This window comes from Hoylesella pleuritidis (assembly GCF_963541955.1).
Classification (GTDB): Bacteria; Bacteroidota; Bacteroidia; order Bacteroidales; family Bacteroidaceae; genus Prevotella; species Prevotella pleuritidis.
Window position 1 is genome coordinate 26835 of record NZ_CAUTUT010000013.1, and the last position, 14784, is coordinate 41618.

The 14784-nt window shown below is 43.8% G+C and carries 9 protein-coding genes; 3 read left to right on the plus strand and 6 right to left on the minus strand.

Annotated features, from left to right (window positions below; genetic code table 11):
- Nucleotides 1-72: 72 nt before the first annotated feature.
- On the minus strand, nucleotides 73-855 hold the full coding sequence (gene kdsA / locus RWY97_RS06820) for a 3-deoxy-8-phosphooctulonate synthase (RefSeq protein ID WP_262502479.1): 783 nt from the start codon (nucleotides 853-855) through the stop codon (nucleotides 73-75).
- Between the two features lie 169 nt (nucleotides 856-1024).
- On the opposite strand from kdsA, the gene RWY97_RS06825 reads away from it, so the two are divergent.
- Complete coding sequence (locus RWY97_RS06825) at nucleotides 1025-1552, plus strand: outer membrane beta-barrel protein (protein WP_024991591.1); 528 nt, start codon at nucleotides 1025-1027, stop codon at nucleotides 1550-1552.
- A gap of 361 nt (nucleotides 1553-1913) precedes the next feature.
- Here the strand turns inward: RWY97_RS06825 and mfd are convergent, their stop codons facing one another.
- The 4 genes from mfd to rpsA form a co-directional block, all read right to left on the minus strand.
- Nucleotides 1914-5393 carry a transcription-repair coupling factor gene (gene mfd, locus RWY97_RS06830; protein ID WP_315566277.1) on the minus strand — a complete coding sequence of 1160 codons (3480 nt, stop codon included), beginning with the start codon at nucleotides 5391-5393 and terminating at the stop codon, nucleotides 1914-1916.
- A gap of 73 nt (nucleotides 5394-5466) precedes the next feature.
- The gene (locus tag RWY97_RS06835; protein WP_315566278.1) at nucleotides 5467-6240 is read right to left on the minus strand and encodes a polyprenol monophosphomannose synthase; all 774 of its coding nucleotides are present in this window, start codon (nucleotides 6238-6240) and stop codon (nucleotides 5467-5469) included.
- Nucleotides 6241-7315: 1075 nt separating this feature from the next.
- Nucleotides 7316-9310 carry a transcription termination factor Rho gene (gene rho / locus RWY97_RS06840; protein WP_315566279.1) on the minus strand — a complete coding sequence of 665 codons (1995 nt, stop codon included), beginning with the start codon at nucleotides 9308-9310 and terminating at the stop codon, nucleotides 7316-7318.
- A gap of 233 nt (nucleotides 9311-9543) precedes the next feature.
- The gene (gene rpsA / locus RWY97_RS06845) at nucleotides 9544-11316 is read right to left on the minus strand and encodes a 30S ribosomal protein S1 (protein ID WP_315566281.1); all 1773 of its coding nucleotides are present in this window, start codon (nucleotides 11314-11316) and stop codon (nucleotides 9544-9546) included.
- A gap of 457 nt (nucleotides 11317-11773) precedes the next feature.
- On the opposite strand from rpsA, the gene RWY97_RS06850 reads away from it, so the two are divergent.
- Both RWY97_RS06850 and RWY97_RS06855 read left to right on the plus strand, forming a co-directional pair.
- On the plus strand, nucleotides 11774-12550 hold the full coding sequence (locus RWY97_RS06850; protein ID WP_315566282.1) for an RNA methyltransferase: 777 nt from the start codon (nucleotides 11774-11776) through the stop codon (nucleotides 12548-12550).
- Between the two features lie 13 nt (nucleotides 12551-12563).
- The gene (locus RWY97_RS06855; protein WP_148295367.1) at nucleotides 12564-13448 is read left to right on the plus strand and encodes a hypothetical protein; all 885 of its coding nucleotides are present in this window, start codon (nucleotides 12564-12566) and stop codon (nucleotides 13446-13448) included.
- Nucleotides 13449-13539: 91 nt separating this feature from the next.
- On the opposite strand, the gene RWY97_RS06860 is transcribed toward RWY97_RS06855, so the two are convergent.
- Nucleotides 13540-14715 carry an MltF family protein gene (locus RWY97_RS06860; RefSeq protein ID WP_315566285.1) on the minus strand — a complete coding sequence of 392 codons (1176 nt, stop codon included), beginning with the start codon at nucleotides 14713-14715 and terminating at the stop codon, nucleotides 13540-13542.
- Nucleotides 14716-14784 lie beyond the last annotated feature (69 nt).

A 14784-nucleotide genomic window follows, 5' to 3' on the forward strand; every position in this document is an offset into this window, starting at 1 on the left:
TGAGAGAACAAATAAACAAGTTGATGAGAGAGCTTGTTAAATCGTTCACTTATCAACTTGTCAACTCGTTTACTACTCACTCATCTCCTCATTAACTCTCATAATGAGTGCTTCCAATTGTTTTAACTCCAGCATATTGGGGCCGTCACTCAATCCTCGATCGGGATCGGGATGCACTTCGAAAAAATATCCGTTGGCACCGAACGCCTTAGCTGCCAATGCCATTGCCGGAACAAAACGTCTATCGCCGCTTGTTGTTCCGTTGCCTGCTCCGGGACGTTGAACACTGTGTGTACAATCCATTATAACCGTCGGTACAATTTCCTGCATATCGGGGATATTCCGAAAATCCACCACCAAATTGTTGTAACCGAACGAATTACCACGTTCGGTGAGCCAAATTTCACGTGCACCGGCATCTTTTGCTTTCTCAACGGGATATTGCATATCTCGTCCGCTTAAAAATTGCGCTTTCTTAATATTGATAATCCGACCGGTCTTTGCAGCTGACACGAGCAGATCCGTCTGCCGACAGAGGAATGCCGGAATCTGAATCACATCTACAACTTCGCCTACCGGATCAGCCTGATAACTCTCGTGGATATCTGTCAATAGCTTAAGCCCATACTTAGACTTCACATCTGCCAGCATCTGCAACCCCTTATCGAGTCCCGGTCCTCTGAAAGAACGGATAGAAGTTCGGTTTGCTTTGTCAAAAGATGACTTGAAAAAGATGTCCGTACCGAGCTTTTTATTGATACGCACAAGTGTTTCAGCAACAGTATCAAGTAATTCTTGCGACTCAATGACACACGGTCCGGCAATGAAAATAGGTGGCATATTCTCGTTTTTAATAATTGCAAAGGTACTGAAATCAGCGTGAAAGAACAAGCTTTTAACAGAGATTTGTATTAAAGAGTTACAAAAAAAGATAGATAATGAATAGCCTTTAAATAATTTATTTTACTTTTGCAATTGTCCGTTTAACGGATAATATCATAGTTACAAAAATTAAATGTACAAGATGAAAAAGGTATTTATGACATTGGTTGCAGCCGTTATGGCTGTAAGTGCATCCGCTCAGGTTTATGTGGGCGGTGGTGTTGGTATCGGAAGTATGGACAATGGTGGTGATAACAACACCACAACGTACAAGTTCGTACCCGAAATCGGCTACAATTTTAACAGTGATTGGGCCGTAGGTACAACTTTCGGCTGGAAAGGATCTAACCACGGAGGTGCGAAATCAATAGAGTTCAGCCCCTATGTGCGTTACACTTTTTTCCACACACGGTTTATTAATGGTTTCATTGACGGAACAGTGGGTTATACTCACGATTATGGCGCAAACAAAAGAGACATCGATCATTTGCAAATCGGTTTTAGACCAGGCGTAGCCGTCAATCTCACACCGTGTCTGAGCTTTATGACCAAGGTCGGTTTTGTGGGGTACAACCACACCAAAAACAACAACACCAAAGCAAAAAGTGATGGGTGGGGCGTTGATATAGACGGTAACAATGTTGTATTCGGCCTTTATTACAACTTCTAATTAGCCGTTGTCAACATATTGTTAATAAGAAGTCCCGATACGAGATATACCGTATCGGGATTTTATTTTACTCTCAGATGGAGAAATAAAAGAATATAAGAAAAGAACTAAAAAACGACTTCTACAATCTGTTGAAAAAAGTCGATAAATCCAATCTTAGTAATCGGCCTTACAAAAGACCGATAATTGCCTTACGAAAAGCCGTTAAACAGCGTGCAACCAACCATTAATTGCAATGTGCTTAACTGTTAATTACAACACACATTATATACATTTGATAATCAGAAAGTTACAAGCTTTCTCCTGATATAATTCTCCTGGCCGTTTCTTCCATTCTTTACGAAAAGAGAAAATAGGATACTTACTCTTCCAGTTTTTCGTCTTTACCGATATCACGGAGTACGGAAACAGCCTCTTCTACACTGGGAATATCTCGCACGTGCAGTATTCGGCGCCCCTTGATCTCCTTTAAATTACAGCGGCGAGGATTAGACACGATATAATTGAGTATATGTTCAAACGTCAGACTCTTGTAATAGGCACTCGCAGGATTGCTTACGAACTGCATATTCATTTGTCCCTGACGTAGAATAACCTTCTCACAACCGAGACGTTTACCGATGCGACGCAAGGCAACGACCTGCATTAACTCTTCTCCTTCATACGGCACTGGACCGAAACGGTCTATCAGCCGTTGACGATAAGCATTGAGTTCGTCATCACTGGCAATATTATCGAGTTCGCGATAAAGAAACATTCGTTCGCTGCTCCCGGGTACATAATTATCAGGAAAATACATTTCAAGATCGCTTTCTACCCCGCAATCTTCCACGAAATCGGCTCCCGTGAACGCCCGTCCTTGTGACATCTCTTCAACATAAATATCGCCGAACTCCTCATTTTTAAGTTCAGTGATAGCCTGATTCAAGATTTTTTGATAGGTCTCATAACCTAAATCTTCCATAAAACCACTCTGTTCGGCTCCTAACAAATTACCCGCACCACGAATATCGAGATCTTGCATCGCAAGATTGAAGCCGCTTCCTAACTCAGAGAAGTTCTCCAAAGCTTCTAATCGGCGGCGAGTCTCAGGTGTCAGTACGGCTTTTGGCGGTGCCAACAGATAACAGAAAGCCTTGCGATTACTACGCCCTACCCGACCGCGCATTTGATGCAGGTCTGAGAGTCCAAAATGATGGGCATCGTTGATGATGATCGTATTGGCATTGGAAATGTCTATCCCGTTTTCAACAATGGTTGTCGAGAGAAGTACATCATAGTCATAATTGATAAAACCTTCGACAATCTTCTCCAACTCATCGGGTTTCATCTGCCCGTGACCGATAGCAACGCGGCAGTCAGGTACATATTTGTGGATAAGATGAGCTATTTCGGGTAGATTACTGATACGGTTGTTCACAAAATATACTTGTCCGTTGCGACTCATTTCGAAGTTGATCGCATCGGCAACCACCTCGTGTCCGTATGTGGCCAACTCTGTATGAATAGGGTGACGGTTAGGGGGCGGTGTGCGGATAATGCTCATATCACGTGCACCCATCAGTGAGAATTGCAACGTTCGAGGTATAGGCGTGGCCGACATCGTAAGTGTGTCGACATTGCTTTTCAACTTACGTAATTTCTCTTTGGTCGAAACGCCGAACTTCTGTTCCTCATCGATGATAAGAAGACCTAAATCGTGCCACTTCACATTGGCTCCAATAAGTTTATGTGTACCGATAAGGATGTCTATACGTCCCGCTTGCAAGTCATCAAGTACGGCTCGTACCTGTCGAGCCGAGCGTGCTCGCGAAAGATAATCCACCCGCACGGGAAAGGCCCTCAACCGGTCTCGGAATGTCTGATAATGCTGATAAGCCAAGATGGTTGTAGGGACGAGCACTGCTACCTGCTTAGAGTCACAAGCAGCCTTAAATGCTGCACGCACAGCCACTTCTGTTTTTCCGAATCCAACATCGCCGCATACAAGACGATCCATCGGTCGTGCCGTCTCCATATCCGCCTTTACATCCTGTGTCGCTTTTAACTGGTCGGGAGTATCTTCATAAAGAAAACTCGCCTCCAACTCGTGTTGCATAAATGAGTCAGTACTGAAAGCGTATCCTTTCTCGTGCCTGCGACGGGCGTAAAGTTTGATGAGATCGCGGGCAATATCCTTAATCTTTTTCTTCGTCCGCTCTTTCAACCGTTCCCAGGCACCGGTTCCGAGTGTTGAGAGATGCGGCGGTTCGCCCGTGTCGCTATGGCGATATTTGCTGATTTTATAAAGCGAGTGAATGGAGACATCCACTTTATCGCCACGCTGATAGATGATGCGAATCATCTCCTGATAGGAGTTTTTCGTGGGCACGCGTACCAATCCGCCGAACTTCCCGATGCCATAATCTACGTGGACAATGTAATCTCCCGGTTCCATTTCCTGCAACTCTTTCATCGTGAGCGCCATCTTGCCAGCCCGGGCTGTATCACTTCGCAGGCTGTATTTGTGGAAGCGGTCGAATATCTGATGGTCAGTGAAAAAACAGGCACGTAGACCATTATCGATGAAACCCGTATGGAGCGTACCCGAAAGGAAGACTTCCTTAGAGTCTGCCGCATCAGCCTTCTCCGGAGAAATGGCGTTATAATCGTGATGCATAAATGCTCCCCCACTTTCGGAAGAAACCGAAGAACTTGCATTTTTTAATATCTCTGTCAATCTCTCTTGTTGTTTCTTACTGTCCGATAAGATATAAATAGTATAACCACTAAGAGCATATTGGTCTATGGTTTGCCGCAAGAAATCGAAGTTTTTATGGAAAGGTGGTTGCGGAGTCGTGTTAAATTGGATTTTAACTTGGGGGGTATCCGTAGGCTGGTGACAAAATTCCACGCGACAAAAACTCGCCATATCTTCCGTGAATTGCGACGGACTAATCAGCTGACTCTCGCGCCTCATCTCACGTACAATCTCTTGGCGCTCCATTTCCGTTGCTTCTTCCATCCGCTCGGTTATTGCCTGTGAAGAAAAACCTTCGTCATATATTTGCACGATACTGTCACGAACGTAGAGCATATCCTTAATAGCAAGCAATGTGTTAGCAGGGAGAAATCGGAAGAAAGATACTTTTTCCGTCGATAATCCGACTAATTCCGGTACAATTTCTACGGCTGTCATCTTATCTTTCGACAATTGGTCTTGCACTGTAAACGTACGAATCGTATCGATTTCATCTCCGAAAAAATCGATACGATAAGGCAATTCACCGGAAAATGAATAAACATCAAGGATACTGCCACGCAAGGCAAACTGTCCAGGTTCATACACATAATCAGTCTCTGAGAATCCGAGAGCAAGCAGTTTGTGTGTCAACTCCGTTACACGGATCGTTTGCCCCACTTTCAAAGACAATCTGCGCTCATCCAATTGTTTTTTAGAAACCACCAATTCACTCAAGGCTTCGGGCGAAGTCACAATATACATCGGTATCGTCGAAGAACTGATGCGAGTCAAGACTTCCGTCCGCAATATCTCATTGGCGGCATCGCGCTGTCCGTATTTTACAGCCCGTCGAAACGAAGAGGGGAAAAACAGCACTTGCTCTTGCCCCATTACTTGTGTCAGATCGTGGTAAAAATACCCTGCTTCATCAGTATCTTGCAAGACAAAAAGCACGGTTCGGTTCAGCATTGCGGTCAATCCCGCAAAAAACATCGGGACAGAAGAGCCTACCAATCCTTGCAAAAAGATGCTCCGCACAGTTTCGTCATTCACAGCATTAGCAAATGCCCGAGCCTGTGATGTTGCTCCATAAAGTTGTTGAATATGTTGTAAATCCATATAGATAAATCCCAAAGATCACGTCATCCACTCGCAATCATCTTCCCAAATGAAAGCGAAGTTATTGCGTTGCTTACTCCTCGATTCTTGGAGAGGTTGCAGACGGCATTTTCGGATACTTCCTCATCCATCCGTCCAAACGGAGTCGCATCACGCCGAAGAAAGCTTCGCCGAAAATACCACCGCTCATTTTACTGGTGCCCTCACGACGGTTAACAAAAATAACGGGCACTTCCTTGATCTTGAAACCTATCTTATAAGCCGTATATTTCATCTCAATCTGAAAACCATAACCTTTGAAACGCACTTCGGAGAGTGGTATCGTTTCAAGAACCCGACGGCGGTAACACTTGAATCCAGCTGTCGTGTCGTGCACCGAAAAGCCCGTGATAAAGCGCACATACTTGGATGCAAAGTAGCTCATCAGCACCCTGCCGATAGGCCAATTGACCACATTCACACCACTGACATAGCGCGATCCGATGGCAACATCATATCCTTCATCGTGGCAGGCTGCATAAAGACGCGGCAAATCATCCGGATCGTGACTGAAATCGGCATCCATTTCAAAGATGTATTCATAGCTATGCTCCAACGCCCAACGGAATCCCGTGATATAGGCTGTACCAAGTCCTAATTTTCCTTGCCGCTCAATGATAAACAACCGATCGGCAAACTCTTCTGTCATCAGCCGATGAACGATACCCGCTGTTCCGTCCGGACTCCCATCATCGATGACAAGGATATGAAAACACTTAGTCAATGAGAATACGGCTCGTATGATTTTCTCTATGTTCTCTTTCTCGTTGTATGTCGGAATGATTACAATGCTGTCGCTCTGGTTCATAGTTTATCTAATTAATTGTGTCACAAAGGTAGAAAGAAAAATCGAGAAAGAAGCATCGGGGAGCGCAAATAACGCGAGTTCGGGATAAACTTGTATTATGCGGGTGAGAAAGGGGCGTAACAGACAGGATCAGACGACACCTTTTTACCCCACTCGTGGGGTCTCTCTGCATATCACTCGTGGGGTGTTTCTGTACCTCACTCGTGGGGTAATACGAACGATGTACCATATAAGAAAATGCTTATCCTGAATTTGCGTTAAATATTATAAGTCCGACAAACTTATGAACACGCCTCAAGTGTCAAAAACATTAATGCTCACAGCATCAGGACAACGGCTTCTATCGCTACTCCGTTACGATACTTGCCGCAACCCCGTTACGATGATTGCCGTAACTACGTTACTACACTTGCCATAGCCCTGTTGCGATTTTGACAATTATTTAGAAGGAAAATTCTGTCGAACTCACATTAGGATAAGATTAACGATAAGTTTGTAACAGAGAATCATTTCTCCTCATTAGATCGGCGAGATATAAATTTCATTACTCGCACATTAAAGAGGATATTATAATTATCTAAATAATAAAGGGAATAAATGGATAAAAACTAAAAGAGTATCGTGAAAAAGAATTAATATTCCACACTTAAACAAGCTCACCATATACGATTCGCCACTTTTACACACTTGATAGTATCAAATGAGAAGTCCCATAGGTAACGATGAAAAGTATAGGAGTAAGGTGGCAGAAGTCCCATAGGTCTCACCGCCAAATATAGTGATTAATCGCATTGAATGCATATCTTTTATTCAGAATCTGCATATTTTTATTTCTTAGCTTCTCCAAACTAATAAACACATATCGTTTCTTGATATTTTATTAGTCTGATCCCATAACACGCCTTTTACTTGGCTTCTTACCATTGTGGCAGACTAAGAAATATAACAACAGAATTGAAAATCGGATAATGTTATTCATTGTAAAGGAGTTAAAAGAAATAAGGAGTTAAGTCATTGGTTTCATCTCAGACTTAACTCCTTATAATTTTAATTTATTTATTCTCTTAAAAACTTATCAGCCGTTCATTGACAAAAGGAACTCATCGTTGCTGCGAGTATGAATCATCCTGTCGTGAATGGAATTCATTGCTTCTATCGGATTCATATCGGCAATATATTTGCGCAGTATCCACATACGGTCGAGTGTCGTCTTGTCTTGCAACAAGTCGTCGCGACGCGTACTTGAAGCCACGAGATTAACTGCGGGGAAGATGCGTTTGTTGGACAGTGAACGGTCGAGCTGAAGTTCCATATTACCAGTACCCTTAAACTCTTCAAAGATCACTTCATCCATCTTACTGCCGGTGTCGATCAAGGCAGTTGCAATGATGGTAAGCGAGCCGCCGCCTTCGATGTTACGTGCAGCACCGAAGAAACGCTTGGGCTTTTGCAGAGCATTGGCATCCACACCACCCGTCAATACCTTACCGCTGGCAGGTGCAACCGTATTGTATGCACGAGCCAAGCGCGTGATCGAATCGAGGAAAATGACAACATCGTGACCACACTCCACCATTCGCTTGGCCTTCTCTAAGACGATTCCGGCAATCTTCACGTGACGTTCGGCCGGTTCGTCAAAGGTCGATGCGATGACCTCCGCATTCACCGTGCGCGCCATATCGGTAACTTCCTCGGGACGCTCGTCAATAAGCAGCATCATCAAATAAGCCTCGGGATGGTTGGCAGCAATTGCGTTGGCAATATCTTTCATCAAAATAGTCTTACCTGTTTTAGGTTGAGCGACAATCAAAGCACGCTGCCCTTTACCAATGGGAGAGAAAAGATCTACAACACGCGTAGATAAGTTGGTGGTCTCGCGATTACCACATAGGTTGTATTTCTCATCAGGGAACAACGGTGTAAGATGTTCGAACGGAATACGATCGCGCACTTCACCCGGATTCCTACCGTTAATCTTATCAATGCTCGTCAAGGGGAAATACTTCTCTCCATCGTGGGGTGGACGTACGTGACATTGCACCACATCACCAGTTTTCAGTCCATAGCGTTTGATCTGCGGCCCGGCAACATACACATCATCTGGCGATGACAGATAGTTATAGTCGCTTGAACGTAAGAATCCGTATCCATCAGGCATAATTTCCAGTACGCCATTGGCTGTGATAATATCCGTGAAGTCATACGTCGGAACATAACTCGACGGAGCGACAGGCTGTTGATAACCTTGTGTCTGCGGCATTACAGGTGTCGTCGGGTTATCGAACATATCAAAATTGGGCACAGCTCCCTGGTCTTCTATCGGTAAATCGACAACAGGAATAAAGTCGGTTCCATCTCCCGGATCGCCTTCCCAAATACCCTCAGCAATGGCTTCGCGTTTTTCTTCGGCATCTTCGTTGTGAGCATTGATTTTCGCTTGCAGCTTTGCCAACAAATCATTGCTTTCTTCGTCATTATTCGTTACTACTTCACCGGAGGCAAATGCTTGCTCGGGAACAAAAGGAGTTTCTTGAGAAACGTCTTGCTTATCCTCGGACTGAGATTTTTTCTCCTGAGCTTCAACTCCGATTTTATCTTCAGTCTGTGATTCCATTTGAGTCTCTTTGGCAGCCCGCGCAGCCTCAGCAGCAGCAATCAGTTCGAGCTCTCGCTTCGATTTACGCCCTCTATGCTTAGGAATCATCGCCAGCAACTCTTCTGAAGTCAGTTCTTTCTCTTGTTTCGGCATTTCCTCTACATCGGTCTTAACAGATTCATCTTTGAAAAGCGGTTGTTGTTCAACAGAAACTTTGTTCTTTTTCAAGTCAAAATTCTCTCCCTCTTTCCCATTAACAGTATATACCTTATCGGTATCTTTTTTGGCAATTCTTACACGGCGGCGTTTCGCCCCCAACGGATTTTTGTTCCCTTCATCTATGGCCTGTTTATCTAAAATGGCATAGGCAATATCTTCCTGTGTGGCATTAGATGAGAACTCGGCACCCAACTTGGTTGCAATATCTTCGAGTTCGGAGATACCTTTCGATAATAATTCGTCTTTGCTATACATATATTGTATAATAAATTTCTCTGATTGAAAGACCGACGTTTCAAGAGTTGAAACGCGGGTTGTATTAAAATTTGGTTGCAAAGGTACTAAAAAAAATGAATAAAGCAGTACCGGAGATAAACTGATTTAAGTGATTAACATTAATTAATCGTGCATTTCACGCACTGAAAGCATATAAACGAAAAATGACCGATCCAAACGGGACCGGTCATCTCTATCTGATATGAATCGGATTATTCTCCTTTTTCCAGCTTAGCCTTCAAGTCAGCAAGTACATCGAGGTCTCCTAATGAGGTACCTGCAACGACATTATTGATCTGCGGCGCATCACTCTTCTTAGCACCGGTGTGCTTATGAGCGGGTTTCACTTCATCTTTACCCTCTTCAAAAGTACGGCTGTGTGAAAGGATGATACGCTTAGCATCTTTCACAAACTCAATAACCTTAAATGAAAGTTCTTCACCGAGATGTGCTTGAATTCCGTCTTCTTTGACAAGATGCTTCGGAGTAGCAAAACCTTCACCACCTTCGTTCAACGTAATCACTGCACCTTTATCCATCATCTCCGTAATCTTGCCCGTGTGAACGGATCCCGGAGTATACAATGTCTCGTAAGTGTCCCAAGGATTGTCTTCGAGTTGTTTATGACCAAGACTCAAACGACGGTTTTCCTTATCTATTTCGAGAACCACAACGTCCATTTCCGCACCCACATGTGTGAATTCTGACGGATGCTTTACTTTCTTGGTCCAAGACAAGTCGCTGATATGGATTAGTCCGTCGACACCCTCTTCAAGTTCAACAAAGATACCAAAGTTGGTGAAGTTACGTACTTTTGCCGTATGCTTACTGCCGACCGGATATTTCACCTCAATAGTCTCCCACGGATCTTCTTTCAATTGCTTGATGCCAAGAGACATCTTACGCTCTTCACGGTCAAGTGTCAAAATCACAGCCTCAACTTCATCGCCAACGTGCATAAACTCTTGTGCACTGCGCAGATGCTGGCTCCAAGACATCTCTGAAACGTGAATGAGACCTTCAACACCCGGAGCTATCTCAACGAATGCACCATAATCAGCAATAACAACAACCTTACCTTTCACGTGATCACCCACTTTGAGGTTCGGATCGAGTGCATCCCAAGGATGCGGAGTAAGCTGTTTCAGACCAAGTGCGATACGCTTTTTCTCGTCATCGAAGTCGAGAATCACCACATTAATCTTCTGATCAAGTGTCACGACCTCGTGAGGATCGCTCACGCGACCCCAAGAAAGGTCTGTAATATGAATCAATCCATCCACACCACCGAGGTCAACAAACACACCGTAAGAAGTGATATTCTTGACAGTTCCTTCGAGAACCTGCCCCTTTTCGAGTTTACTGATAATTTCTTTTTTCTGTGCTTCCAACTCAGCTTCAATGAGAGCCTTGTGAGAAACAACAACATTGCGGAATTCTTGATTGATCTTCACAACCTTGAACTCCATCGTCTTGCCTACGAAAACATCGTAGTCGCGTATAGGATGAACGTCAATCTGGCTGCCGGGGAGGAATGCCTCGATTCCGAATACATCAACTATCATACCGCCCTTGGTGCGACACTTGATGTAACCCTGGATGACTTCTTCATTTTCAAGCGCTGCATTGACACGTTCCCAACTCTTGCTCAGGCGAGCTTTCTTGTGGGAGAGAATCAACTGACCTTTCTTATCCTCCTGGTTCTCAACGTAAACTTCGACTTTATCGCCCACTTTGAGATCGGGATTATAACGGAATTCGGAAGCGGGGATAATACCATCGCTTTTGTAACCGATATTAACGACAACCTCTTTCTTGTCTACTGAGATTACCGTCCCTTCAACAACCTGATGATCTGAAACCTTGTTCAGAGTCTCATCATAGGCTTTTTGAAGGTCTTCTTCACTTGCGCTTGCGTTGGCCCCATTCTCAAACTCATCCCAGTTGAAGTCTGCTAACGGTTGAACGTTCTTTAAATCTGACATAAAAATTATTTGTTTTGTAAATTAATAAAGTTAGACTTTATGTGAATTAATTAAAAATCGGCTGCAAAGATACGACTTTTAAGACTATAAACAATACAGAGATCCGACATTTATCTTCGTTGTTAATTATATTTAACGTGGATTTTCGTATCATCAATTCGACTAAATTGAGAGGACAATAAGAGTATTGGCATCTATAATCTTAAACATTCATCATAGTTTCCCATCATATACCCCTTTCCGTTTTTCTTATATCAAAACCATTAAGCAGCACAAATCTCTTCCTTAGCAACCTTCTCTCAAAATCGAATAAAAATGTAACAACTCGTCCATTCACTCTCCAATCCTCCGGTTCACAGCAAGTTTCGCTTGTAAAACTTGAATTATCTAAAATTATCTTTATCGTTGAGTATATCTCGATTTTAATCATTACTTTTGCAAAACAATCGACAAAGCGATGATCAGCAAGGCTAAAATCAAATATATTCAATCCTTAGCACGCAAAAAAAAACGTACGACCGAAAGAGTTTTCGTGGCCGAAGGTCCGAAAGTAGTGGGCGATTTGTTGTCCGTTTTACCTGCTCTTGCTGTCTTCGCCACATCTGATTGGATGGACGATCATCATCATCAATGCGGACAAAGAGCCGAACTAACGGAAGTGACGAATGAAGAACTGCGGCGTATCAGCTTCTTGCAGCATCCGCAAGAAGTATTGGCCGTATTTCCACAATTCACTGACAAGACAGACAAGTCGGCTGTTTCGACACATCTGACAATAGCTCTCGACGGTATACAAGACCCCGGAAATCTCGGTACTATCATCCGAATCGCCGATTGGTTCGGCATTACCGATATCTTTTGCAGTCTCGATACAGTCGACATATACAACCCCAAAGTAGTACAGGCGACAATGGGTAGCATTGCCCGAGTAAATATCACATACACCGATCTGCCGCAGTTTATAGACTCCCTTCCCGCCAATGTCCCGATTTACGGCACACTTTTAGACGGTAAAAATCTATATAACGAAACGCTATCTACAACCGGTCTCATCGTGATGGGCAACGAGGGAAACGGTATCTCATCAGAAATCCGCAGGCGAATCACTCACCGGCTCCTCATCCCCAACTATCCACAAGGTCGTGAAACAGCCGAAAGCCTAAATGTGGCCATTGCAGCCGCTATCACGTGCAGCGAATTCCGACGCCGTCAAATGCCCAGAACCAACAAATAAAAGGAATCAAATAATGGAAATAGAATTATACAAAAGTCGCAGTTATTCAGGCTGCATCAAGTCAGCTTACATACTTTTCAGCACCAATCTCACCACCATTTTCAAACGTACTTGGCTTTCGATATTGGTTTATTCAATCCCTTTGGCAATAATGATAGATTTAAGTCTATCAAGTAGAGCATTAAATGAAGCCGACCTTCCTATTCCTACTACAACATTAGTACTGATGAGCGGTATGTGTATTTGGAGCCTTGCAGGTTGCATCTGGTTTATTGCCGTCGTCAACAGAATACTCAACACCCGAACATTGAAAGCTAACTTAATACGCGCTACCGTTTTAATCCTTATATTACTACACGTGGCCGGATTCGTGAAAATAATTCTCCAACTTGTCAATACACTTGTAGTAAGTACTTTTCTATCTGCAAAAGTCTCATCAGGAGCGGCAACACTCACTTCAACAGTCATCGAGATACTACTTGATTCTGCATTCTTTGTTGCACTATTACCCTGTACTTTCTCTATAATCAAATATCTGATAGATCCCCAAAGCAAGATTTCGGATATCTTCGGCAAGGCTTATCGACACGGTTGGCGTCATTGGGGGTTTCTCTTTATCACGTTATTCATCACAGGAATTATATTCTGTCTCATTGCAACAGTACTCTTCGCACCTTTCGGAATCATTGTAGAGGCACAAATATCCGACCTACTCGGAACACTGAACGGTGACCCGTCCGGTATTCCCTCAAACTTCTATATTTTACTTTACGGTACCACTTTACTCACATCTTTCATCTTTGCTTATCTCGTTATTTGGTCGTCTTTCGTGTTCTATTATGCCTATGGTTCCATCGAAACAACCGAGCGAGAACGTGAAAAATCATTAACCGCATAACTAATGTGTATCGATAAGTAAACAAATTGGCCAATAAATTAACTGACGAATAAACAAACCCACTTATCAACTTACCCCGAACACAGGTCGATCAGATGTGAAACCGATATTTATGCTTTGCCCGTTGTGGTGTAGTAGGGCTGAAAGAGCCTGAGAAGCTGCTGCGAGCCACACCTCGATATTGTGCCCAACGATCGCGGATATGTGACACATACCCCACTGTTTCATCGCCGCGCATATAACCGTAACGAACCACTGGATCGGTGTAATAAGCCGATTCACGCAGTTTCAAAACAAATTCAGAGACGTCATCCCAACGATATGGATCGCGATTATACTTGCGGGCAAGAGCCATTGCATCGCGAATGTGAAAGTAACCACCGTTATAACTGGCCAGCACGAAGTAATAACGCTCTACCCGATTACGTACATCTGCAAACTTGCTTTCCAATTCTTGCAGGTACTTTGCAGATGCAGCGATGTTCGATTCGGGGTCGAACATCTTCGATTGGGGCAATCCTAAATGAGCAGCCGTGCGCGGCATAATCTGCATCAGACCGCAAGCGCCGGCCCAAGAGCGGGCTTGCGGATCGAAAGTTGACTCCTGGTAACACTGTGCGGCCATCAATCTCCAATCCCAACGAGCCAACGGAGCATATTTCTGAAAATAATGATCGTAATGCGAAATCATGCCACCCGCACGGTTCAACATCGGTGAATAAACCCTGCGTGTCACACTGCGGGTAGACAAGAGAAACGCTTCTTCTTCACGAATATCTTTTATCATTCCCGGCTGAAACCATCGGTTGAGCGCATCTGCCAATTCGTTGTTGCCCGATTGCACTGCCCATTGCGTACGAAGTGAATCAATTTCAGTACCACAAAACTTCACACCTTGTATCGTTCGAGGCAACTGAAAAGCTGCAATGTCGCCGTCACCCTTGCGTAAACGCGTCACTAATTCGGTCGTATCTTTACAAACCTCTACCCGAAGCGATACGCCGAGCTTCTGAGCAAACTTCTCGCACAGCATATATTGTGTTCCCATACCGTGCCCGTGATAGTCATAATAATTGTCAGGACCTGTCAGCGTGAGCATAATCAGTTCTCCGTTATTCACGATATCATTGAGTTTAAAATCACCGTTTGCAGGTATCGAATCCCCGTCCAGTGATGTTCCCCAAGGCGTTGTCACAGGTTCTTTCTTCTCAGTACAACTCAGGATGAGAGTAAGAAGAAACAAACAGCAAATCGATTTAATGTGCATACGAAAACGACACAAAAGTAATACATTTCTTGGAAATATCTTTGGAAATGACTATTTTTGTGCGATAAA